General features: G+C 72.7%; 25 protein-coding genes. 16 read left to right on the top strand and 9 right to left on the bottom strand.

The features are described from left to right. Nucleotides 1–98: 98 nt before the first annotated feature. The 3 genes from AC068B_RS36680 to AC068B_RS36670 all read left to right on the top strand — a co-directional run bounded on the left by AC068B_RS36680 (nt 99) and on the right by AC068B_RS36670 (nt 3657). On the top strand, nt 99–1058 hold the full coding sequence (locus tag AC068B_RS36680) for a 5-dehydro-4-deoxyglucarate dehydratase (protein ID WP_478675822.1): 960 nt from the start codon (nt 99–101) through the stop codon (nt 1056–1058). A 17-nt stretch (nt 1059–1075) separates the two neighbouring features. After that, complete coding sequence (locus tag AC068B_RS36675) at nt 1076–2248, top strand: hypothetical protein (protein ID WP_478675885.1); 1173 nt, start codon at nt 1076–1078, stop codon at nt 2246–2248. 62 nt (nt 2249–2310) lie between these two features. Next, entirely contained in the window at nt 2311–3657 is a 1347-nt protein-coding gene (locus AC068B_RS36670; protein WP_478675821.1) for a S28 family serine protease, read from the top strand. Here AC068B_RS36670 and AC068B_RS36665 read toward each other — a convergent pair. Continuing rightward, entirely contained in the window at nt 3632–4837 is a 1206-nt protein-coding gene (locus AC068B_RS36665) for an MFS transporter (RefSeq protein ID WP_478675820.1), read from the bottom strand. The genes AC068B_RS36670 and AC068B_RS36665 overlap by 26 nt on opposite strands. Nucleotides 4838–4970: 133 nt before the next feature. On the opposite strand from AC068B_RS36665, the gene AC068B_RS36660 reads away from it, so the two are divergent. From AC068B_RS36660 to AC068B_RS36640, 5 genes are all read left to right on the top strand, one after another. Next, the gene (locus tag AC068B_RS36660; protein WP_478675819.1) at nt 4971–5576 is read left to right on the top strand and encodes a TIGR03086 family metal-binding protein; all 606 of its coding nucleotides are present in this window, start codon (nt 4971–4973) and stop codon (nt 5574–5576) included. A gap of 143 nt (nt 5577–5719) precedes the next feature. Then, nucleotides 5720–6571, top strand: a complete 852-nt coding sequence (locus AC068B_RS36655) for an HAD family acid phosphatase (protein ID WP_478675818.1) — start codon at nt 5720–5722, stop codon at nt 6569–6571. A gap of 111 nt (nt 6572–6682) precedes the next feature. Beyond that, nucleotides 6683–7417 (top strand): CPBP family intramembrane glutamic endopeptidase, encoded by a 735-nt coding sequence (locus tag AC068B_RS36650; protein WP_478675817.1) that lies wholly within the window; start codon nt 6683–6685, stop codon nt 7415–7417. A 14-nt stretch (nt 7418–7431) separates the two neighbouring features. After that, the gene (locus AC068B_RS36645) at nt 7432–7776 is read left to right on the top strand and encodes a PadR family transcriptional regulator (protein ID WP_478675816.1); all 345 of its coding nucleotides are present in this window, start codon (nt 7432–7434) and stop codon (nt 7774–7776) included. Then, nucleotides 7773–8552 carry a hypothetical protein gene (locus tag AC068B_RS36640; RefSeq protein WP_478675815.1) on the top strand — a complete coding sequence of 260 codons (780 nt, stop codon included), beginning with the start codon at nt 7773–7775 and terminating at the stop codon, nt 8550–8552. Before AC068B_RS36645 ends, AC068B_RS36640 begins: the two co-directional genes overlap by 4 nt. A gap of 68 nt (nt 8553–8620) precedes the next feature. On the opposite strand, the gene AC068B_RS36635 is transcribed toward AC068B_RS36640, so the two are convergent. The 6 genes from AC068B_RS36635 to AC068B_RS36610 form a co-directional block, all read right to left on the bottom strand. After that, entirely contained in the window at nt 8621–10069 is a 1449-nt protein-coding gene (locus AC068B_RS36635; protein WP_478675814.1) for a peptidoglycan D,D-transpeptidase FtsI family protein, read from the bottom strand. A gap of 100 nt (nt 10070–10169) precedes the next feature. Beyond that, entirely contained in the window at nt 10170–10829 is a 660-nt protein-coding gene (locus tag AC068B_RS36630; RefSeq protein WP_478675813.1) for a response regulator transcription factor, read from the bottom strand. Beyond that, a complete protein-coding gene (locus AC068B_RS36625; RefSeq protein ID WP_478675812.1) occupies nt 10826–12088 on the bottom strand; it encodes a sensor histidine kinase in 1263 nt (420 codons plus the stop codon). The genes AC068B_RS36630 and AC068B_RS36625 overlap by 4 nt, the downstream gene beginning before the upstream one ends. Then, nucleotides 12085–12549 carry a hypothetical protein gene (locus AC068B_RS36620; protein ID WP_478675811.1) on the bottom strand — a complete coding sequence of 155 codons (465 nt, stop codon included), beginning with the start codon at nt 12547–12549 and terminating at the stop codon, nt 12085–12087. The genes AC068B_RS36625 and AC068B_RS36620 overlap by 4 nt, the downstream gene beginning before the upstream one ends. 223 nt (nt 12550–12772) lie before the next feature. After that, complete coding sequence (locus AC068B_RS36615; protein ID WP_478675810.1) at nt 12773–13249, bottom strand: GNAT family N-acetyltransferase; 477 nt, start codon at nt 13247–13249, stop codon at nt 12773–12775. Between the two features lie 3 nt (nt 13250–13252). Then, nucleotides 13253–14026, bottom strand: a complete 774-nt coding sequence (locus tag AC068B_RS36610; protein ID WP_361727178.1) for an IclR family transcriptional regulator — start codon at nt 14024–14026, stop codon at nt 13253–13255. Nucleotides 14027–14150: 124 nt separating this feature from the next. Here AC068B_RS36610 and AC068B_RS36605 point away from each other — a divergent pair, with 124 nt between their 5' ends. Genes AC068B_RS36605 through AC068B_RS36575 form a run of 7 tightly spaced genes read left to right on the top strand, consistent with a single transcriptional unit; the run spans nt 14151 to nt 20086 of the window. Continuing rightward, nucleotides 14151–15683, top strand: a complete 1533-nt coding sequence (locus AC068B_RS36605) for an aldehyde dehydrogenase (NADP(+)) (protein ID WP_478675809.1) — start codon at nt 14151–14153, stop codon at nt 15681–15683. A gap of 4 nt (nt 15684–15687) precedes the next feature. Then, nucleotides 15688–16296, top strand: a complete 609-nt coding sequence (locus AC068B_RS36600; protein ID WP_478675808.1) for a DUF1349 domain-containing protein — start codon at nt 15688–15690, stop codon at nt 16294–16296. Between the two features lie 3 nt (nt 16297–16299). Then, nucleotides 16300–16500 carry a winged helix-turn-helix transcriptional regulator gene (locus AC068B_RS36595; RefSeq protein WP_478675884.1) on the top strand — a complete coding sequence of 67 codons (201 nt, stop codon included), beginning with the start codon at nt 16300–16302 and terminating at the stop codon, nt 16498–16500. Between the two features lie 54 nt (nt 16501–16554). Then, the gene (locus AC068B_RS36590; RefSeq protein WP_478675807.1) at nt 16555–17271 is read left to right on the top strand and encodes a DsbA family oxidoreductase; all 717 of its coding nucleotides are present in this window, start codon (nt 16555–16557) and stop codon (nt 17269–17271) included. A gap of 22 nt (nt 17272–17293) precedes the next feature. Continuing rightward, on the top strand, nt 17294–18349 hold the full coding sequence (locus AC068B_RS36585) for an aminotransferase class V-fold PLP-dependent enzyme (protein ID WP_478675806.1): 1056 nt from the start codon (nt 17294–17296) through the stop codon (nt 18347–18349). Between the two features lie 58 nt (nt 18350–18407). Further along, entirely contained in the window at nt 18408–19046 is a 639-nt protein-coding gene (locus tag AC068B_RS36580; RefSeq protein WP_478675883.1) for an RNA polymerase sigma factor, read from the top strand. After that, on the top strand, nt 19043–20086 hold the full coding sequence (locus AC068B_RS36575) for a maleylpyruvate isomerase family mycothiol-dependent enzyme (RefSeq protein ID WP_478675805.1): 1044 nt from the start codon (nt 19043–19045) through the stop codon (nt 20084–20086). Before AC068B_RS36580 ends, AC068B_RS36575 begins: the two co-directional genes overlap by 4 nt. Before the next feature lie 14 nt (nt 20087–20100). Here the strand turns inward: AC068B_RS36575 and AC068B_RS36570 are convergent, their stop codons facing one another. Further along, nucleotides 20101–20622 (bottom strand): MarR family winged helix-turn-helix transcriptional regulator, encoded by a 522-nt coding sequence (locus AC068B_RS36570; RefSeq protein WP_478675804.1) that lies wholly within the window; start codon nt 20620–20622, stop codon nt 20101–20103. A gap of 144 nt (nt 20623–20766) precedes the next feature. Here AC068B_RS36570 and AC068B_RS36565 point away from each other — a divergent pair, with 144 nt between their 5' ends. Further along, the gene (locus AC068B_RS36565) at nt 20767–21828 is read left to right on the top strand and encodes an alkene reductase (protein WP_478675803.1); all 1062 of its coding nucleotides are present in this window, start codon (nt 20767–20769) and stop codon (nt 21826–21828) included. Nucleotides 21829–21902: 74 nt separating this feature from the next. Here AC068B_RS36565 and thpD read toward each other — a convergent pair whose 3' ends face one another. Then, on the bottom strand, nt 21903–22802 hold the full coding sequence (gene thpD / locus AC068B_RS36560) for an ectoine hydroxylase (RefSeq protein ID WP_478675802.1): 900 nt from the start codon (nt 22800–22802) through the stop codon (nt 21903–21905). Between the last annotated feature and the right edge of the window lie 44 nt (nt 22803–22846).

Below are 22846 nucleotides of genomic sequence, written 5' to 3'. Positions count from 1 at the left end.
GGGGGCGCCTTAGCGTGGTCGCGTTCAGGGATATGGACATGAATCAGAAACATGCACGCCTCGCACATACGCATCGCATGCACGCCTAGGGAGAGCCCGTGACGTCAGCCCCCCTCGCTTCCCGACTCCGCGTCCCCAGCGGGCCGCTGTTCTTTCCGGTCACCGCGTACGGGCCCGACGGCGCTCTCGACCTGGACACCTTCCGCGCCCATGTGCGCGACGGCATCGAGGCCGGTGCGGCGGCCGTGTTCGCCTGCTGCGGCACGGGCGAGTTCCACGCCCTGACCCCCGAGGAGTTCCAGGAGTGCGTCGCCGCCGCGGTCGAGGAGACCGCGGGGCGGGTGCCGGTGGTCGCGGGCGCCGGATACGGCACCGCGCTCGCCGTGCGGTACGCGCGCCTCGCCGAGGAGGCGGGCGCCGACGGGCTGCTGGCCATGCCCCCCTATCTCGTCGTCGCCGAGCAGGAGGGGCTCATCCGGCACTACACGGAACTGGCCGCGGCCACCTCCCTGGACGTCATCGTCTACCAGCGCGACAACGCCGTCCTCACCCCGGAGTCGGTCGTCGCACTCGCCCGCGCGGACGGCGTCATCGGCTTCAAGGACGGCCTCGGCGACATGGACCTGATGCAGCGCACGGTCAGCGCCGTGCGCAGCGAAGTGCCGGGCGACTTCCTGTACTTCAACGGCCTGCCGACCGCCGAGCTGACCGGCCTCGCCTACCGCGGCATCGGCGTGACCCTCTACTCCTCGGCCGTCTTCTGCTTCGCGCCGGACATCGCACTCGCCTTCCACCGCGCGTTCAACGCCGGTACGCCGGAGGGGGACGACGTCGTGAACCGCCTCGTCGACGGCTTCTACCGGCCCTTCGTGGAGCTGCGCGCCCTCGGCCGCGGTTACGCGGTCTCCCTCGTCAAGGCGGGCGTGCGGCTCGGCGGCCTGGACGTCGGCCCCGTGCGGCCGCCGCTGCACGAGCCCGCCGACGAGCACGTCAAGCGGCTGGCCGAACTCGTGGAACAGGGCCGTGCGCTGCTCGGGGACGCGAAGGGCACCGTATGAAGGCCTCCGCTTTCCCCATGAAGGCCGCCGCGTTCCTCTACCCGTGGGACGTCGTCGGAGACCCCGAGGCCCCCGAGCGCCTGGCCCGCCTCGGCGTCCGCCAGGTCACCCTCGCCGCCGCCTACCACTCCACGCGCGCGCTGACCCCGCGGCACCCGCGCCACCGCATCGTCACCGCCGCGCACGCCGCCGTGCTCTACCCCCCGGGCGGCCACTGGCAGGGGCGCGAGCTGCGGCCGTACGCGGCGGGGGACTGGGCACAGGGCGATGCCTACGGAGAGGCGGCGCAAGCCCTGCGCGACGCCGGGCTCGACGTGCACAGCTGGGTCGTCCTCGCCCACAACTCCCGCCTGGGCGACGACCACCCGGCGACCTCGGTGGTCAATGCCTACGGAGACCGCTACCCCTGGGCGCCCTGCATCGCACAGCCCGCCACGCGCGCGTACCTGGCCGACCTGGCGGCGGAGGCGGCCGTACGCCCGGGGACCGGCACGCGCGGCACCGAGCTGGAGTCCTGCGGCTGGTACGGCCTCGCGCACCTGCACGCCCACGACAAGATCGCGGGCGTCCCCCTCGGCGAGGCCGGGCAGTACCTGATGTCGCTCTGCTTCTGCCCCTCCTGCCGTGCGGGGTACGCAGGACTCGACCTCGACCCCGACGAGCTGGCGGACGCCGTCCGCCGCGCCCTGGAGCCCGTCTGGCGAGGCGGCGAGGACGCCGAAGGATGGCAGGCCGTCGAGAAGCTCATCGGCGAGGACCGGGCGGCGGCCACGCGCGCGTGGCGCGAGGAAACCGCACGCACCCTCCAGGAGACCGTCGTCGGCGCCGTCCGCGCGGCGGCCCCCGCCGGGTTCCAGGTGCTGCTCCACGCCGATCCGGTGCCCTACCACTGCGGTGCGAACGCGGGCGTCGACCCCGCGCACATCCTCTCCGTGGCCGACGGCGTGGTCGTGCCCTGCACGGGCGGCGCCCACCTGCTTGAGCCGTTCGCCGCGCGGGCCGGAGAGCGAGCGGTCCTCGCCGCCAACCTCACCGTGGTGAGCGGCATGGGCGGCAGCCCCGCCACCCTCGCCGCCGACGCGGCACGCGCCGCGGAGCTCGGCGCCACCGAACTGCGTCTCTACCACGCCGGATTGGCCTCCGACGCCGACCTGGCCCTCGTCACGGAGGCCCTGTCGCACACGGAGTGATCACCGATACGATCCGCGCACCACAACCATCACTCCTGTATCAGGGGACAGAGGGGGAAAAGGTGCGCAACAAGGGGATATCCGCGCTGGTCTGCGCAGGAGTGATGGCGGGCACGGCGGTGCTCGGCGGCGCGGTGCCCGCCGCCGCCCGGGCGGCCGCCGGACAGGAAGCCGCCGGTTCCGACGTCCGTGACCGCCTGGAGCGAATACCGGGCATGACGGTGGTCTCCGTCGCGGAGAAGGAGGGCCACCCCCTCTACACGCTGACGTACGAACAGCCCGTCGACCACCGCAAGCCGCACGGCGCCACCTTCACGCAGCGCGCCACCCTCTGGCACAAGGCCACGGACAAGCCGACCGTCCTCTACACCGGCGGCTACACCCTCCCAGGCGGCACCACCGCCCTCACCAAGCTGATCGACGCCAACCAGGTCAGCGTCGAGCACCGCTACTTCGCCGAGTCGCGGCCCAAGGGCGCCGCGGGCGACGACTGGTCGAAGATGACCGTCGAGCAGGAGGCGGCCGACGAGCACCGCCTCACCCGGGCCCTGCGCGGGATCGAGAAGGGCAAGTGGCTGGGCACCGGCGCCAGCAAGGGCGGCATGACCGCGACGTACCACGAGCGGTTCTACCCCGAGGACCTCGACGCGGTCGTCGCGTTCGTCGCGCCCAACGACGCGAACAACCGCGACGACAGCGGTTACGAGCGCTTCTTCAAGACCGTCGGCACCAAGGAGTGCCGGGCCGCGCTGAACGCCGTGCAGCGCGAGATGCTCGTACGGCGCGACACCCTGCTGCCCAGGTTCGAGAAGGAGGCGGCGGCCGAGGGGTACACCTTCGACCAGACCCTCGGCACCACGGACCGCGCCTACGAGTTCGCGGCCCTCGACCAGGTGTGGAACTTCTGGCAGAGCGGCTCCGAAGCCGACTGCGCCACCGTCCCCGACGCGAAGAAGACCGGCGACGACGAGCTCTGGAAGTGGTCGAAGGACCACGGCTTCAGCGTCTACCGCGACCAGGAGCTCGGCACCAACGGCACGGGCCCCTACTACCGCCAGGCGGCCACCCAGCTCGGCTGGGCGGACCTGAAGTTCAAGCACCTCGACGGCGTCCGCCACCACCCCGGCATCTACCAGCCGAACTCGGTGCTGCCCGCCGCCATGCGCGGCACGTACAACAACCACACCATCGCCGACGTCGACCGCTGGGTGCACAAGCGCGGCCAGCGCATGATGTTCGTCTACGGCGAGAACGACCCGTGGAGCGCCGAGAAGTTCACCCCCAGCCGCCACGACTCGTACCGCTACGTGGTGCCCGGCGCCAACCACGGCGCGTCGATCGCCGGGCTGCCCGCGGCCGAACAGAAGAAGGCGGTCGCGACCATCAAGCGCTGGGCCGACGTGAAGTAACCCGCGCCCGGGGCCTCAGCAGGGGCGCGGCGATCAGCAGGCGCGCCCCCGCGAGGACCGGGAGCAGGATGCGGAAGTCGGTGCTCTCCACGAGCGCCGCGCCCGCCGCGATGCCGACCGCGGTCGGCGCGAACATCAGAGTGCTCGCGGTGGCCGCCACCCGGCCGAGGAGCGCGTCCGGCGTCTCGCGCTGCACCGCCGTCAGGCCCGCGATCAGTATGCAGGGCAGTCCGACGCCGTTCGTGAGGGTGCCCGCGAGGACCGCGGCGTCGCTCGGGACCGCGGTGAGCGCCGCTGAGAGGCCCGTCAGGGCGATGCCCGCGCCGCCGAACCGCCACGCCCCGAACCGCCGCATCAGCGCCCCCGACGCCACGCCCACCGCGACGGACCCCGCGCCCTGCACGACGTACAGGACGCCCGTGTACGAGGGGGAGCGGCCCAGGCCCTCGACGACCGCGTAGACCAGCGCGCCGCTGATGCCCGAGGTCAGCATCGTCAGACCGCCCGCCACCACGAGGGGCCGCAGCCGATCGTGCCCCCACAGGTGCCGTACCCCCTGCGCCGTCCGCGCCCGCAGGGGCGTGCGGTCGGGCACCGGCGCGCTCTCCCGCACCCGCAGCAGCGCGAACATGCCCGCCGCGAGCACGAACGTCACCGCGTCCAGGAGGGCCACCCGGGCGCCTCCGTACGCGGCGAACAGGCCCGCCCCGGCGAGCGGCGCCACCAGCTTCATGCCCTCGTTCGCGGACATCCGCAGGCCGTTGAAGTCGCCAAGGAGGTCCTTGTCGACGGCTGTCGCGGCCAGGGCCGCCTCCGCCGCGTCGGTGACGACGCCGCACGTCCCGTACACCAGGAGGACCGCGAAGAGGATCCACAGGCGGTCCTGGCCGTCGACCGCGAACAGGGAGAGCAGCAGCGCGCCGAGCGCCAGGTTCGCGGCCACCAGGAGCGGCTTGCGGCGCGTGCGGTCGGCGAGCGTGCCGAGCAGCGGGCCCGCCAGGGTGGGCGCCCACATCGCCAACTGGCAGAGCGCGGCGAGCCCGTCCGAGCCCGTCAGCTCCTTCACCCAGATCCCGGAGGCCAGCCACAGCGCGGAGGTCCCGAACCCGGAGACCACCACGGCACTCAGGTACAGACCCGCGTTGCGGTCCCGCAGGACGCGTCCGATCGTCGTTGTCATGCCTGGTGATGCTGGTTCCTAAGGCCCCTGCGGGGGTATCGGGCGGCTTCCCTAAGGGTGGCGATGACTTCACGGCGCGCGGCGGGTCTACAAGGGGAGACGTACCGACTTCGCCGACTCAGAAGGACCTCTCATGACCGACATGCTCGACCTGGGGCCGCAGGCCCGCCTCGTGGCCCGGATCGCCGAACGCGTCACCGACGAACAGCTCTCGGCGCCCACCCCCTGCCCCGACTACGCGGTGCGCCACCTCCTCGGCCACATGATCGGGCTCTCCCATGCCTTCCAGGGGGCCGCCCGCAAGGAGTTCGGCCCCGCGCTGGACACGGCCCCCGGGAGCTCCCTGCCTGATGTCGCCCCGGGCTGGCGGCCCGAACTGGCCCAGGCGCTCGCGGGGCTTGCCCGTGCTTGGCGCGACCCCGAGGCCTGGCAGGGCATGACGCGTGCGGGCGGTCTCGACCTGCCCGGCGAGGTCGCGGGACTCGTCGCCATCGACGAACTCGTCGTGCACGGCTGGGACCTGGCGCGCGCCACCGGCCAGGAGTACGCCCCCGACGAGGCGAGCCTGGGGGCGGCCCAGGCGCTGCTCGCACCGGCTGAGAGCAGCGAAGACGGGAGTGAAGGCGGGCTGTTCGGGACGCCGGTGCCGGTGCCCGATGACGCGTCCCTGCTGGACAGGGTGATCGGGCTGAGCGGGCGGGATCCCGGCTGGGGGGGCGCGGGCCTGAGTCAGGCGTGAAGCCAGGGCCGGGTGGGGCCCCCGGGGCAGGGCGGGCCCAGGTATGGATCAGGTAAAGGGTCGGTCCATGGTCTCCCCATGGCCGGGTCGATGCGCGTAGACAGACCTTGACCTGCCCGAACCCTGATGCGGAGACGCAACACATGCGCAAGTCCCTACGCGTGGCCGGCCTGGCCACTGCCTGCACCGTCGCCGGCGCCGCCCTCTACGCCTCCGGCGCCGCCACCGCCGACCAGGCCCGGCCGCGACCCACCAAGGAGCCCCACAACATAGGCCTCCTCGTCGGGGAGATCGACGAGTACTACGGCGCGACCAAGGGCGCCGACGGCGTCTGGAAGTCCTCGCCCGACAGCCCGTACGCCAAGGACCTGGCCCGCATCCAGGCCAAGGCGAAGAAGGACATCAAAAAGGCCGCGCGCAAGGCTCATCAGGGCCACGGCGGCCACGGCGGTCACGGCGGTCACGGCGGTCACGGCGGCCAGGGCGCGCACGGCAAGAAGCCCGCGATCGTCCTCGACGTCGACGACACCGCACTGCTCAGCTTCGACTACGAGAAGTCCACCAACTTCACGTACAACAACGACAGCTGGGACGCGTACGTCAAGGCGGCCAAGCGCCCCGCCGTGTTCGGCATGCCCGAGCTGGTGAAGTACGCGAAGAGCCAGGGCGTCGAGGTCTTCTTCCTCACGGGCCTGGCCGAGTCGCAGCGCGAGGGCGCGGTCACCAACCTCGCCAAGGCGGGCTACGAGACGTCGCTCGACCGCACGCACGTGTTCACCAAGAACAAGGCGAACCCCCCGGCCTACCTCAGCCACTGCGCCACGCCGGACGCCTGGAAGTGCGACACCGTCCAGTTCAAGGAAGGCACGCGCAAGCACATCGAGTCGACCGGCTACAACATCGTCGGCAGCTTCGGCGACCAGGTCTCCGACCTCGCGGGCGACTACGCGGACAAGACGTACAAGCTCCCCAACCCGACGTACTTCGTGGGCTAGGGGCTCAGTCGCCGCCGCGGCCGGGAAGTCGACACAGCGAGATAGGTTGCAATCCTGACTAGGTCGCCATACGGTCTAGGTAGCTCAGACGCTCAGGGTTGGGGGACTTACATGACCATTTCGCCGGACTTCTCGGCCGCATCGACGGCCGTCGCGGCCACGCTCGCCGTCTACTTGCTCGTCGGCGAGCCGTGGGCCGGACGCCGGATGTACGGCTCGCTGGCCCGCCGCAGGGACACCGAACCCCGCGCCCTGGTCCGCTACTTCGGCCTCGTCCTCGCCCTCTGGTGGGCCTTCGCCGCGTTCGCCGCCGCGGCCCTGCTGCTCTCGCCCGGCACGGACGCCGCCGACTTCGGCCTCACGGCGCCCGAGCGGCCCGGGTACGTCGTGACCGGGATCCTCCTCGCCACCGCGATCGCCGTGGCCTCCGGACGGAACTTCCACGACCTCGCCAGGCAGGGCAAGAACGTGCCGGGGCTCGCCGCCATCGAGGCGATGCTGCCGCGCACCGCCGAGGAGCGCAGGCTCGCGATCGCCGTCGCCGTGACCGACGGCCTCTGCGCCGAACTGGTCTACCGCGGCCTCCTCATCGCCTTCGGCGTCGGCGCGCTCGGCCTCGACCTCTATGCGGCGGCGGCCCTTTCGGTCCTCGTCTACGCGGTCGCCGGTCTCTACCAGGGCCGCAAGGGCGTCCTCGTCTTCGCGCTCTTCGGCGCGATGCTCACCGCCCTCTACCTCGCCACGGGCAGCCTCCTGCTCCCCGTCGCCGTGCACGTCATCCTCTCCGTGCGCGATCTGACGCTGCCCGCACCGGAGAAGGTGCGCGCCGCGTTGCCCGCCGCCTGAAAGGCAGACCTGAAGTGACGACAGACCGCCGCGCCAGCTGGTTCAAGGGCGTCCTCGACCTGCTCGTGCTCGCCAGTCTCACCGACGGCGAGAGCTACGGCTACGAGATCGCCAAGCTGCTCGGTGCCGCGGGCTTCGGCCAGATCAAGGGCGGCACGCTCTATCCCGTCCTCAACCGCCTTGAGGAGGCGGGCCTGGTCGCCGCGGAGTTCCGCGCCACCGAGAAGGGGCCGGGGCGGCGCTACTACCGGCTCACCGACGCCGGGCGGGAGACCCTCGGCGAACAGGGCGGGCTGTGGCTCGCCTTCAACGGATCCGTACGCGAAGTCCTCGCGAGGGCGGGAGTGGAACCACGATGAACCCGATATCTGCCACCGACGCGCAGTACGAGTACGAGCGGGACGGCTACCTCATCGATCTCGCCGAGCGGCTGCAGGCGCACGGCCTGCCCGCCGACCGCGTCGAGGCGACCGTCACCGACCTCGCCGCCCATCTGGAGGAGTCCGGGGCGAAAGACGCGGAGGCCGAGTTCGGGCCCGCCGAGGAGTTCGCCGCCCAGCTGGTGCCCGCCACGGGGGAGCGGGCACCGCGGGCGGCGGGCGAGGCGCCGGTCGATGCGGTGGAGACCTGGCGCTGGACCGCCGACATCTACCTCGACGAGGAACTCCTGAACCGCTTCGGCGACGAGGGCTGGGAGGTGGAGCGCGTCGACGCCCTCGGCCGCTTCGTCAGCCACCGGGACGTAGCGCAGCCGCAGCGCTGGGAGTACCGGCGCGAGCTGGTCACGCGGGGGCGCGAGGGGCTCGACGAGCGGCTCGCGCCCGACGGCTGGGAGGCCTGCGGGACCTGGGTGATCTACGCCTGGTTCAAGCGGCCGCGGGCGGCGAGCCTCGGGCCCGCGGCCCGCGTGGAGTCGCCGCCGCCGGTGCCGGAGCGGTCCGGCTTCTTCAGCCGGAAGTTCTACGCGCTGCTCGCCGTGCTCGCCCTCGCGGCGGTCGTGGCGGGCGTCTCGGTGGCCGTGGACGACGGCGATGCGAGCTCCGGGGCCGGGTTCGTGGTGGGGCTGTTCGCCGGGGCGGGAGCGGTCGCCGCCGTGGTGTGGGCCCTGCAGATGTGGCGCGGGCGCCGCCCCTGACCCGCGGGGGGCGGGTGGGGCGGCGCCTCGGGGACGTCAGGCACGCGTGTCAGGACCGGCGGCAGGGCTCAGGACTTCAGCGCCGCCGCCATCATCGCCCTCGCGATCGGCGCCGCCAGGCCGTTGCCGCTGACCTCGTCGCGCGCCGCGCTCGACGACTCGATCATCACCGCGACCGCCACCTGCTTGCCGTCGCTGCCCTTGGCGTACGACGTGAACCAGGCGTACGGCGTCTTGCTGTTGTTCTCGCCGTGCTGTGCCGTACCGGTCTTGCCGCCCACCGTCGCGCCGCTGATCTTCGCGTTCGTGCCGGTGCCCTTCTCGACGACCGTCTGCATCGCGGACTGCAGGCCCTCGGCGGCCGACTCGTCCATCACGCGCTGGGAGTCGCCGTCGTCGTACTTCTCCAGGACGTCGCCACCCGAGTCGCTGATCTGCGACACCATGTGCGGCTTGGCCAGCACGCCGCCGTTGGCGATGGCCGCGGAGACCATCGACATCTGCAGCGGCGTCGCCGTCACGTCGAACTGGCCGATGCCGCTCAGCGCCGTCTGCGCCTTGTCCATGTCGGACGGGTAGACGCTCTTGCCCGCGCGTACCGGCACGTCGAGCTTGTCGGTGTTGAAGCCCATCTTGTCCGCCATCGCCTTGACCTTGTCCTGGCCCAGGTCGACGGCCATCTTCGCGAAGACGTTGTTGCAGGAGTACTGCAGGGCCGTGCGGATGTTCGCGTTCTCGCAGGGAGCCGACTGGTTCTCGTTCTTGAGGACCGTCCGCGTGCCGGGCAGCGTGTACGGGTTCGGGCTGCTCGTCCTGGCGTCCACCGAGCCGTAGAGCCCGTCCTCCAGGGCCGCCGCCGCGACGACCAGCTTGAAGGTCGAGCCGGGCGGGAGCGGCTGCCGCATGGCGCGGTTGACCATCGGCTTCTCCTTGTCGGTGGTCAGCTTCTGCCACGCCTCGGAGTCCGTGGAGCCGCTGATCTTCGACGGGTCGTACGACGGGGTCGAGACCATGCCGAGGATCCTGCCGGTCTTGGGATCGAGGGCCACCGCCGCGCCCTTGGTGTCGCCCAGCGCCTTGTACCCGGCCTTCTGCACCGCGGGGTCGATCGTCGTGATCACGTCACCGGGGTCGGCCCGCTTGTTCGTGAGGGCGTCCAGCGGGTTCTTCAGCCGGTTGTCGGTGCCGTCCAGCAGGTCCTTGTAGATGCCTTCGAGCTGGGTGGCGCCGTAGACCTGGGAGCTGTAGCCCGTGATGGGCGAGTAGAGGTCGCCGTTCTTGTACGTGCGTTTGTACGCGAGGTCTCCGCCCGTCGTCCGCTCGGAGCCGGTGATGGCCTCACCGCCCACGATGATGTCGCCCAGCGGGTTCGCGTACTGCGATATCGCGTTCCGCCGGTTCAGCTTGTCGTCCGCGAGAGCCTTCGAGTCGTGGAACTGCACCCATGTCGCCCGCACCAGCAGGGCGAGCACGAGCACCAGCGCGAAGACCGAGGCGTGCCTGATCGTCTTGTTCATCCCGTGGGAAGACGAGCGGAGGGAAGGGTTTCGTTCCCTTCTGGCGTGCTTGGGACCGTTTTCTCATCAAGTCCTCATGGGCTCCTCATGGGCGGCGGGCTCAGCCCGCCTTCATGAAGCCCGCCTCGTACGCCGCGATCACGGCCTGCGTGCGGTCCCGCGCGCCCGTCTTGGCGAGGACGGACGCCACGTGCGTCTTCACCGTCGCCGCGCCGACGCCCATCCGCCCTGCGATCTCCGCATTGGTCAGGCCCGCCGCCATCAGCCGCAGCACCTCGCTCTCGCGGCTGGTGAGCCGTGCCACCCAGGCGGGCGGCGCGGGCTCGGCGCGGCCGTACTCGGCGGCCAGCGACCGGACCGCCGCCGGGAAGAGCAGCGAGTCGCTGCGCGCGACGAGCCGGACCGCCTGGACGAGCTCGTCCGCGTCCGCCCGCTTGAGGAGGAACCCGGCGGCTCCCGCGCGCAGCGCCTCGTACACGTACGCGTCGTTCTCGAAGGTCGTCACCACGACGACGCGCGGCGGTTCCTGCATCGTCTGCAGGATCTGCTCGGTGGCGCGGATGCCGTCGATCTCCGGCATGCGGACGTCCATCAGGACCACGTCCGGCTTCAGCTCCCGCACGACGGAGACCGCCTCGGCGCCCGTCGCCGCCTCGCCCGCCACCTCGATGCCGGGCTCGGCCGAGAGGATCGCGCGCAGCGCGGTGCGCACCATGCGCTCGTCGTCCGCGAGGACGACCCTGATGTCGTTCGCCGTCATTGCTGTCCCTTCAGAGGAAGTCGTACGTCCAGTCGCCACATCCCGTCGCGGGGGCCCGCGTCGGCCGTGCCGCCGAGGAGCCGGGCGCGGTCGGCGATGCCGCGCAGGCCGTGGCCGCCGCCGGGCCGGGCGGCGGCGGAGCGGGACGGCAGCGGGTTCTCGGCCGTGACGGCCAGGCCGGGGCCGTCCAGGGCGATGCGCAGGGTGACGGGGGCGGTGTCGCCGCCGTGCCGCAGCGCGTTGCTCAGGGCCTCCTGGACGATGCGGTAGGCCTCGCGGGAGACCAGCGGGGGCAGCGCGTCGGGGTCCATGTCGACCGTGGCCGTCACGCGCAGGCCGCCCGCCCGGGTGCGGCGCAGCAGCCCTTCGAGGTCGGCGGCGAGCGTGGGCGCGGGAGCCGTCGGACGGGCCGCGCCGTCACCGGTCTCCCGCAGCACGCCGAGCACGGCGTCGAGCTCGCCCACCGTGCGGCGCGTGGTGTCCTCGATGGCGGCCAGCGCCTCGCGCACGAACTCCAGGTCGTGGTCGAGGACCCGGCGGGCCGCGCTCGCCTGGAGGGTGACGGCGCTCAGGGCGTGGCCGACCGAGTCGTGCAGTTCGCGCGCGAGGCGGTTGCGCACGGCGAGGTCGGCGGCGCGCTGCTCGGCGGCCGCGAGCCGGTCGGCGGGCGTCGGCCCGAGCAGGTCGGGCGCCCAGCGCGCGAGGAGCCCACCGGCCGCGGCCGCGCACGCCGCGAGCGCCACCAGGGCGGCGAGGCCGACGGCGGGGGAGAGGACGAGCCACCAGGGCGCGTCGAAGAACGCGGGCGCCCCGTCGCTCGTGTCCCGCAGCGCGGGGACGAACGGCAGCGCGATCAGAAAGACCGCGAACGGCGGCAGCGCGAGCGACATGCCGCTGATGACCCCGCCGAGGCCGAGGTGGAGCGTGAACCACGCGACGGTGCGGCCGCGCGCCGCCCGGGTCCGCGCGGGCCCCTCGGCGAGCGACTCGTCCGGCACCGCGCACAGCGCCCGCACGGCGGCGGCCGACATCGGCCGGGTCAGCGGGAACAGTGCGGTGACCGCGGCGAGCGGCAGCCCGACCGCGAACGCGCTGAGCTGGGCGCCGATCGAGCCGAGGAAGGTGCTGTCGCCGAAGAGCGGCCCGACGACGACGGAACCCACGAAGACGTACGGCATGGCGAGGGCGCCGCCGAGGATCAGATGGATCCAGCGGCGGCGCGTCCGGCGTCCGAACAGGGCGGTGGCGAGTTCCTTCACGCGGTGGACTCCGCCCGCTGCCGCAGGAAGCGCGTTCCGAGGACGGCGACGATCGCCCCGATGATCATCTGCACAGCGTAGGTCAGGAGCATCGCGCCGGTGGGCCGGTTCATGGCGTCGCCGATGGCCGTGAGCGAGCCGAGGAGCAGCCAGCCTCCCCAGCAGGCCACCGCGCCGGAGCCGAGCCAGCCCAGCGCGAGCGGCACGCCGACGGGCAGGGCGCGGCCCCATCGGAAGGCGAGCAGCAGGGCGCCGGTGACGGCGAGGCCGGGGTAGAGCGCGCTGGGGGCCTCCAGGATCCGGGCGTCCTGCGTGTGGTCCCGGGCCCGGGACGGGGCGAGACCGGTGGTGGAGCCGCACGCCCACAGCAGGTGCAGGCTGCCGTCGGGGATCCCGAGACGGCTGCCGGAGATCCAGACGACCTTGAGGGCGAGGTACGGGACACAGGCGGTCACGGACACGAAGCGCAGCACGCGGCCGGGGCGGCCGAGGGGCGCGGGGGGCGGCGGGCGCGGGCGTCGCGGAGGGGGAGGCGGAGACGGAGAGGGCGGCGGGGTTGAGGTCGGCGGAGGCGGGAGCCGTGGGGGAGGGGGGACGTGTTTGGGGCATGTCCCAACGCTCCCGCCGTGCCTCCCCGCGCCACGTCCTGCGTCGCGACGATCCGTCTCCGTCGCGCGGTGGAGTTCAGCTGCCGTGCAGGACGAGGACGACCTCGTCGATCTCCGCTCCGCGGGCCGGGGCATAGCCACGGTCCTTCGTGGAGATCCGGAAGCCGCACTTCTCCAGCACCCGGATCGAGGCCGCGTTGTCCGCCGCCGCGCGGGCGTAGATCGGCCGTTCCGGCTCCAGCTCCAGGAGGCCGCGCAGCGCCGCCGTGGCGAGGCCGCGGCCCCAGTACGCACGGTCGATCCAGTACGTGACCTCACGCTCGCCCGGCGCCCCGTACACCCCCGCGTTCCCCACCACGTCGCCGTCCGCGAGGACCGTGCGGATGGCGACGTCGGCGGAGGCCCGCATCTTCGTCCAGTGCGCCGCGAAGGCGTCGTGGTCGGCCGGATCCTCGGGGGTGAAGGCGGCCATGTGGCTCGACTCGGGATCGTTCATCTGCCGGAAGAAGACGGGCAGATCGCTGTCGTGGACTTCGCGCAGGCTGACATCCATGGCTCAGAGCCTACGAGTTGCCAGCGTCAGCCGGTCGCGCGCGTCGAAGAGCGCGTCCTTCACCATCTGTTCGTGCGCGGGCGTGAGCCGCGCCACCGGCACCGAGCAGCTGATCGCGTCCCGCGCGGGCGTGCGGTAGGGGATGGCCACGCCGAAGCAGCGCAGGCCGAGCGTGTTCTCCTCGCGGTCCACCGCGAAGCCCTGCTCGCGCACCGCGTGCAGCTCCTCGATGAGCTTCTCGCGGTCGGTGATGGTGTGCTCGGTGAGCGCGGGCAGCGTCTCCGGGAGCAGCTTGCGGACCTGCTCGTCGGTGTGGGTGGCGAGCAGCGCCTTGCCGAGCGACGTGGAGTGCGCGGGCAGGCGGCGGCCCACGCGCGTGAAGGGGCGCAGGTAGTGCTGCGACTGGCGGGTGGCCAGGTAGACGACGTTCGTGCCGTCGAGCCGGGCCAGGTGGATGGTCTCCGTGGTGTCGTCGGAGAGCCGGTCGAGGGTCGGGCGCGCGGCGGCCACGACCTCGTCGCCGTCGATGTACGACGTGCCGACGAGCAGGGCGCGCACCCCGATCCCGTACCGCGTGCCGGTCGCGTCCGTCTCCACCCAGCCGAGCTCGACCAGGGTGCGGAGCAGCATGTAGAGGCTCGACTTGGGGTAGCCGACGGCCTCCTGGACCGCGGCCAGGGAGTGCATTCCGGGACGGCCCGCGAAGTACTCGAGCAATTCCACCGTCCGCACCGCGGACTTGACCTGCGCACCGCCTCCGGTCTCGCCAGCCGACATCGCCCTTGACCCCTTAGAACGCCGAGAAATAGTCTCCGAAGTCTCCGCTATTCACCAGCGAGGACAGCGTTCAGCATATCGAACAGCCCTGGTGAGTGGCATACCTCTGGAAAGGGAATCCGCGGTGGCAGCAGCACCAGTCTGGAGTGTCGACCCCCGAACCGGGAAGCAGCGCGAGCAGGTCGCGGTGGAAGCCACCGCCGAAGAGGTCGACCTCGCGGTCCGCGCCGCCGCGGACGCCGCGGCCGCGCTCGGCGACCGCACGGTCCGCGCCGCCTTCCTGCGCACCGCGGCGGACCTCCTCGAAGAGGCGAAGGACCACCTGGTGGAGGCCGCCGACGCGGAGACCGCGCTCGGCCCCGTCCGGCTCACCGGCGAACTCGCCCGCACCTGCTATCAGTTGCGCTCCTTCGCGGACATCGTCGACGAGGGCGCCTTCCTCGGCATCGTCATCGACCACCCCGACGCCTCGGCGACCCCGCCCGTCCCCGACCTGCGCCGCTACAAGATCCCCCTCGGCGTCGTCGCGGTCTACTCCGCGTCCAACTTCCCCTTCGCCTTCTCCGTGCCCGGCGGCGACACCGCCAGCGCGCTCGCCGCGGGCTGCCCCGTCGTGGTCAAGGCCCACCCCGACCACCCGGCCACCTCCGAGCTGGTCGCCTCCGTGCTGCGCAGGGCAGCGGCCCGGCACGGCATCCCCGAGGGCGTCCTCGGCCTCGTGCACGGCTTCGACGCGGGCGTCGAGCTCGTCAGGCACCCGCTGGTCTCCGGCGCCGGTTTCACCGGCTCCATCCGCGGCGGGCGCGCCCTCTTCGACGCGGCGGCCGCCCGCCCCGTGCCGATCCCCTTCCACGGCGAGCTCGGCTCCCTCAACCCCGTCGTCGTCACCGAGGCGGCGGCCGCCGAGCGCGGCGAGCAGATCGGCACCGGGCTCGCGGGCTCGATGACGCTCGGCGTCGGCCAGTTCTGCGTCAAGCCGGGCCTGGTCCTCGCCCCCGAGGGCGCGGGCGGCGACCGGCTCGTGAAGTCCCTGACCGAGGCGGTCAGCAACACCGAGTCCGGGGTGCTCCTCGACCACCGGATGCGGGACAACTTCGTCGCCGGGGTGCGCGAGCGCGCCGGGCTCCCCGACGTGGACGCACCGGTGACCCCCGGCGCGGGCGGCGAGCACACCGTCAGCGCGGGCTTCCTCACCGTCCCGGCCGCGCGCCTGGCCGCCGAGGGGGCGCACGACCTGCTCCTGGAGGAGTGCTTCGGCCCGGTCACCGTCGTCGCGCGCTACGCCGACGACGCGGAGATCACCGCCGTCCTCTCGCGCCTGCCCGGCAACCTCACCGCCACCGTCCAGCTGTCGTCGGACGAGGCGGCGGGGGAGAGCGGCCGGGGCGCCGAGCTGCTCGCCGAGCTCACCCCGCTCGCCGGACGCGTCCTCGTCGACGGCTGGCCCACGGGCGTCGCCGTCGCCCCCGCCCAGCACCACGGCGGCCCCTACCCCGCGACCACGTCGACCTCGACGTCCGTGGGCGGCACGGCCGTCGAGCGCTGGCTGCGCCCCGTCGCGTACCAGAACACCCCCGAGGCGCTGCTCCCGCCGGAGCTGCGCGACGCCAACCCGCTGGAACTGCCCCGGCGTTACGACGGGCGCCTGCAACACTGACCCCATGGACGTCACGATCCCCGAACTGCCCTACCCGCTGCGCACCTACGGCCCCGACGGCCACTGGTCCCACGAGGACGGCGTGCTCACCGGCTGGGCGGGCCCCCGCCAGGACCGCTTCGTGCCGCCGACGGGTGCCGTGCCGGAGCCCGCCTCCGACGCGCCCCGGCTGCTCGGCGCGCCCGAGGGCGACTTCCAGCTGATCGCCCGCGTCACGGTCGGCTTCGCCGCCGCCTTCGACGCGGGCGTGCTGTACCTGCACGTGGGCGAGCGGGAGTGGGCCAAGCTCTGTCTGGAGCGTTCCCCGGACGAGCCCACGATCTGCACGGTCGTCACCCGCGGCCACTCCGACGACGCCAACGCCTTCGTGGTGGACGGCAGCAGCGCCTGGCTGCGCATCAGCCGTACGGGGTCGGCGTTCGCGTTCCACGCGTCGACGGACGGCGAGCGGTGGACGTTCGTGCGGATCTTCTCGCTCGGCGACGAGGAGTCGGCGGGCGCCGCACTGGTCGGCTTCATGGCGCAGTCGCCCGTCGGCGAGGGCTGCGTGGTGACGTACGACCACATCGAGTTCCGTCCCAACTGGCCGAAGGGGCTGCGGGACGGCTCGTAGGCCCTGGGCCCTACAGCGAGACGCGGGCGCCGGTCGCGGACAGGGCACGCGGCTCGTACCCTGCGCCGCCTGGAGGACCACGGCCTCGTGACCCGCACGGTGCACGCCGAGGCCCCGCCCCGCGTCGAGTACGAACCGACCGACCTCGGCCGCGGCGCCCTGGAACCGGGGAATGCGGTGCTTTGCCCGTACGTTGAGGCGTGATGCGGAGGTCACCTCCGCACCGACCTGACGTACGACCTGAAGAGAGCCACACACATGCGCGTCGAGATCTGGAGCGACATCGCCTGCCCCTGGTGCTACGTGGGCAAGGCCCGCTTCGAGAAGGCCCTGGCCGCCTTCCCGCACCGTGACGGCGTCGAGGTCGTGCACCGCTCCTTCGAGCTGGACCCGGGCCGCGCCAAGGGCGACACCGGCCTCGTCCTGCCGATGCTCATGCAGAAGTACGGCATGAGCGAGGAGCAGGCCCGCGAGGGCGAGCAGCGGCTCGGCGAGAACGCCGCCGCCGAGGGCCTCGAATACCGCACAGAGGGCCGCGACCACGGCAACACCTTCGACATGCACCGCCTGCTGCACTTCGCCCGTGAGCAGGGCAGGCAGGACGAGCTGATCGGCCTGCTCTACCGCGCGAACTTCGCCGAGGAGCGGTCCGTCTTCGCGGACGAGGCACGCGTCGTGGAGCTCGCCGTCGAGGCGGGCCTGGACGGGGACGAGGTGCGGGCCGTCCTCGCCGACCCCGAGCGGTACGCGGCCGACGTCCGCGCCGACGAGCGCGAGGCCGCCGAGCTCGGCGCGAACGGCGTGCCGTTCTTCGTCCTCGACCGCAAGTACGGCATCTCGGGCGCCCAGCCCGCCGAGGTCTTCACCCAGGCCCTGACGCAGGCCTGGGGCGAGCACGCGCCGCTCACCACGCTGGCGTCGGCCGACGACGGCGATGCGTGCGGGCCCGACGGATGCGCGGTTCCGCAGTCCTGAAACGCCGCATAGGTTGATCCCCATGGAGTCCATGGGGATCAACAACGGCACCGAATTCGCTCCCACATCGACGTATCTGAACACCGCCAGCTGCGGTCTGCTGCCGCGCCGGGCCATCGACGCGGTCCGCACGCTCGCGGCCGAGGGCGGCGAAGGGCGGCCGGGCGGCGCGGGCGACTTCGAAGTGGTGGACGAGGCGCGGGCGGCCTTCGCCCGGCTCGTCGGAGTGGCGGAGAGCCGCGTGGCGACCGGCGGTTCGGTCGCGGTGCACGCCGGACTGATCGCCGCCTCCCTGCCGCCGGGCGCCGAAGTCCTCACGCCCGAGGACGAGTTCGCGTCGATCGTGAACCCCTTCGTGCTGCGCGGCGACCTCAAGATGCGGTACGCGCCGCTGGACGCGCTCGCCGCGGCGGTCACACCCACGACGGCCCTCGTCTCCTTCTCGTCCGTCCAGTCGGCCGACGGCCGTGCCGTCGATCTCCCGGCCGTCCGCGCGGCGGCCGCCGCCCACGGCGCCCGCACCCTCCTCGACACGACGCAGTCGGCGGGCTGGCTGCCGCTCGACGCGGACGCGTACGACTACACCCTCACCGGCGCCTTCAAATGGCTGCTCTGCCCGCGCGGGGTGTCCTTCCTGACGGTCCGCGAGGACGCCCAGGATTCCCTGGTCCCGCTGCACGGCGGCTGGCTCGCCGCAGCCGACACCTGGAACTCGACCTACGGCCCGCTCACCGAACTCGCCCCCGGCGCCCGCCGGTTCGACGAGCCACCCGCCTTCCTCGCCTACCACGGGGCCGCCGCGGCCCTCTCCCTGATCGAGGAGACGGGCGTCGACGCGATCCACGCCCACGGCACGGCGCTCGCCGCCCGCTACCGCGCGGGACTCGCCGCACTGGGCCACCCCCCAGTGCCGGGCGCCGCGCCCATCGTCTCCGTGCCCGGACTCGGCGACCGGGCGCCCGAGTTGGCCCGGGCGGGCATTCTGACCTCGGCACGGGCGGGACACCTGAGGGCTGCGTTCCACCTGTACAACACCGAGGCGGATGTGGACCGTCTCCTGGACGTGCTGTCGGGCTGAGGCCTGGCGCGGCGGGCCTTGGGCAGTCAGGCTTGGCAGGACGATGCGGCCGCGCGAGGTGGTGGTGCCGGTGGAGCCGTCCGCCGAGAGGCCGGGCACGTCGGACCTGCCGTCCGGCACCGGAAGGAAGCCCGTCGACGCCGAGCTGCACCGGCGGCTCGTCTACGGCGAGGAGGCGGCGCTCGCCGAGGTCTACGCCGCGTACGGCGTGCTCGTGCACCGCGTCGCCACCCGCGTCACCCGCAACCACACCGCCGCCGAGGACGTGGCCCAGGAGGTCTTCGCCCACTTGTGGTCCAGGCCCTACGCGTTCGACGCGCGCCGCGGCAGCCTGCGCGGCTGGCTCTCCATGCTCGCCCACCGGCGCGCCGTGGACTGGGTGCGCGGCGAGGAGCGGCACCGCAAGGCCGCCCACGCCGACGAGGCGTCCCTGCGGGCCGTCCACGCGTCGGGCCCCTCCCCGGACGAGGCGGTCCTGGAACAGGAACGCTCCCTGCTCCTGCACTCCGCCCTCGCCCGGCTCCCGCTGCCCCAGCAACAGGTGGTGCACCTCGCCTACTTCGCGGGCCGCACCTACCGGCAGGCCGCCGTCGAACTCGGCATCCCCGAAGGCACCGCGAAGACCCGCCTGAGAACGGCCCTGCGCACGCTGGCCGAGACCCTCGCGGAACCACCCTTGCGAGGTGAGCACCCATGACCAGCTCTCACGAAGCGGTACGCGACCTGCTCGGCGCCTGGGCCCTCGACGCCCTCATGCCGGGTGACGAGGCCCTGGTCGTACGGCACTTGGGGGAGTGCGAGCAGTGCGCCGCCGAGGCCGTGCGGCTGCGGGCCACCGTGCGGCACCTGGACGGCCCCGCCCCGCCCGGTCCGGCACCGGACGAGACCTCCGGCGCGTACGGGCTCTCCCTGGCCCTGCGCAGCCGCGCCCCCGCCCTGCGCACCGCCCCGCATGCCGCGCCCTACGCCGCCGGTGTGGCCGGGCTCCGGGCGCTGCTCGCGGAGTTGGACGAGCCGGGGCTCTGGGCGACGCCGGTCGTGCACGGCTGGGACGTACACGACACGGTCGCCCATCTGGTCGCCGCGGACGAACCACTCGCCCGGCTCGTGGGCCGGAACGGGCGCGGCCCCGCGACGGACGGGTCGCCGGTGGCATCGGGCGGCGCACCCGAGCCGTGGCGGGTCACCTGGGAGGCGCGCACCCGCGAGATGATCCGCCGCGAACGGTCCCGCACGCCCGCCCAGACCGTCTCCACGTGGCGCAACCAGGCCGCCGGGCTGCTCTCGTCCCGGGCCGCCCACGACACCGAACTCGCCGCCCGCAGCACGCTGTTGAACGGAGTGCGGCTGCCCGTCGCCGACCACTTCCTGGCCCGCGCCTTCGAGGCCTGGGTGCACGCCCAGGACATCGGCGCCGCCCTCGACCGGGTGGTGCCCCCGCCGCCCGCCCCGCACCTGTGGCAGCTCGTCAGGTTCGCCGTCCGCATCCTCGGCCCGGCCCTCGGCCCCCAGGCACCGCCCGTCGCGCTCACCGTCGCAGGGGAGGGCGGGCAGACGGAGTGGGTCCTTGGCAGCGCGGACGACCCGGTGCGGGCCGAGCTCGTGCTGGACCCCGTCGACTTCTGCCTGCTGGTGGGCGGCCGCCGCACTCCGGAGCGGGTGCCGCGTGGCATGACGGGCGACGAATCCGCGGCCCGCGGGGTCCTGACCCGGGCGGCCTCACTGTCCTGGCTGTAGCCAGGAGTTGCCGCTCAGGGCCGCCCCTTGCGCTCGGGGCAGTCCTCCGTCTGCTTGCAGAGGTTCGTCTCGACCTTCGCGAGCAGCCGCGCGAGGTCCGCGCGTTCCGTTTCGTCCAGCCCCGCAAGCGTGTGCCCCTCCAGCTCGCCCCAGGCGCGCTCCACCTGTGCGAGCAGCCCGCAGCTCGCCGCGCTGGCCTCGACCAGGACGGCGCGGCGGTCGGCCGGGTCGGGGCGGCGCCGCACGTGTCCGGCCTGCTCCAGGCGCTGCAGCATCTTCGTGACCGTCGAGGGGTCGAGGTCGACTGCCTTGATCAGCTCGGACTGCCGCACCGCGCCCGCCTCCCACAGGTGCATCATCACGAACTCCTGGCCGGGGTAGAGGCCGAGCCCCTTCAGCACCTTGCCCGCGGCGATGCGGTGCAGCCGGGCCACCCGGCTGACGGCGAGACTCACGGGTCCCGCGTCGGAGACACCGGACGCCCCGGGCGTACAGACGGGGTCGGCCGGGGGTGCCTGGACGGTGTCGGCCTTCATCGCGCGCTCCTGTTGTCCTGCGGTCGTGTCCCGCGGTCGCTGACCAGATCTACGAGAAGTTTACCTTGGTCGGCCAATGAATGGGTTACAGTGGCTCTCGGCGCGAATGATTGGCCGACCACATATTCCAGTCCGGGAGTTCTGATGACCACCGCGTTCGACCCGATCGACCTGTCCGGCATCCAGCTCGGCAACCGCATCGCCATGGCCCCCATGACCCGAAGCCGCGCCGGTGAGGGCGGTGTGGCCACCGATCTGACGGCGGCGTACTACGCCCAGCGCGCTTCCGCCGGGCTGATCGTCACCGAGGGTATCCAGCCTTCCGTGGTCGGCCAGGGATATCCGGACACGCCGGGCCTGCACAGCGCCGAGCAGATCATCGCCTGGCGCAAGGTCACCGACGCCGTCCACGCGGCGGGCGGCACGATCTTCGCCCAGCTCATGCACGCGGGCCGCGTCGGCCACCCCGTCCTGCTGCCCGACGGACTGATCAACGTCGCCCCCTCGCCCGTAGCGGCGGACGGGCAGGTCTACACCGCCGAGGGCCCCAAGGACTTCGTCACCCCGCGCGAGCTGACCGACGCCGAGATCCGCGCCACCATCGACGACTTCGCCACCGCCGCCCGCAACGCCGTCGAGGCGGGCTTCGACGGCGTCGAACTGCACGGCGCCAACGGCTATCTGATCCACCAGTTCCTCGCGCCCGGCTCCAACCACCGCACCGACGAGTGGGGCGGCCCGGCCGAGAACCGCATCCGCTTCGCCGTCGAGGTGGCCGCGGCCGTCGCCGAGGAGATCGGCGCCTCCCGCACGGGCTTCCGCATCTCGCCCGGCAACTCCGCCAACAGCATCTCCGAGCCCGACCCGGAGCCGACCTACACCGCGCTCGCCAAGGAGCTGGCCGCGCTCGACCTCGCGTATCTGCACGTCATGGAGGTGGGCGACGTCCGCGAGCTCTCCGTGCGGCTGCGCCAGGAATTCGGCGGCACGTTCCTCCTGAACCCGCACAGTGAAGGCCCCACCGGCCCCGACGCGCTGGCCCTGGTCGAGGACGGCACCGCGGACCTCGTCACGTTCGGCGCCCTGTTCCTCGCCAACCCCGACCTGCCGGCCCGGCTGAAGGCCGGGGGCCCGTACAACACCCCGGACCGGGCGACCTACTACGGCGGCACCGAGAAGGGCTACACGGACTACCTCGCGCTGTGACCCCCGCGCCGTGACCCACGGCGAACGGCCCGACTCCCCCAGGGGAGTCGGGCCGAACTCGTGCACGCGCTACGTCACTGCACCGGGGTGAAGTCCCGCGCACCGATGTAGTCGGGCCGGCGCACCGGCGCCGAGAACGGCTCCACCGCCGTGTTCTCCACGCTGTTGAACACGATGAAGACGTTGCTGCGCGGGTACGGGGTGATGTTGTCCCCCGAGCCGTGCATGGCGTTGCAGTCGAACCACGTCGCCGAGCCGGCCTCGCCCGTGAAGAGGCGGATGCCGTGGTCGGACGCGAGGTGCGTGAGCGTCTCGTCCGACGGGATGCCCGCGTCCTGCATCTGCAGCGACCGCTTGTAGTTGTCCTTCGGCGTGGCGCCCGCACAGCCGAGGAACGTCTTGTGCGACCCCGGCATGATCATGAGACCGCCGTTGGTGTCGTGGTTCTTCGTCAGCGCGATGGACACGGAGACGGTCCGCATGTTCGCCAGACCGTCCTCCGCGTGCCAGGTCTCGAAGTCCGAGTGCCAGTAGAACCCCGTGGCGCCGAAGCCCGGCTTCACGTTGATCCGCGACTGGTGGACGTACACGTCCGAGCCGAGGATCTGCCGGGCCCTGCCGACGACGCGCGGGTCCGCCGCCAGCCTGCCGAAGAGCTCACTGATCCTGTGCACCTCGAAGATCGACCGGATCTCCTGGGAACGCGGCTCGACGATGGAGCGATCGTTCTCGCGCATCGCCGGATCGTTGATCAGCCGCTCCAGCTCGGCGCGGTACACGCTCACTTCGTCCGGTGTGATCAACTGGTCGATCGCCAGGAAACCGTCCCGCTCGAACCCGGCCAGATCCCCGGCCGTGATCGGCCCCGCTGCACCCGGCTCGGACCACACGACGGGGTCCTTGCGCTCGATCAGCACCTCTTCGGCGCCTCGGGTCGGGTACAGGTCACTGGTGCGTTCGGGTGCGGTGGTCATGGTGTTGCCTGCCTCTCCTCTCGTACGGCCCTGTTCGGGATGTA

It is taken from the genome of Streptomyces sp. NPDC042371 (assembly GCF_056437465.1).
The sequence above is the reverse complement of the archived record's forward strand: the minus strand, read 5'-3'. Positions and strand labels throughout refer to the sequence as shown.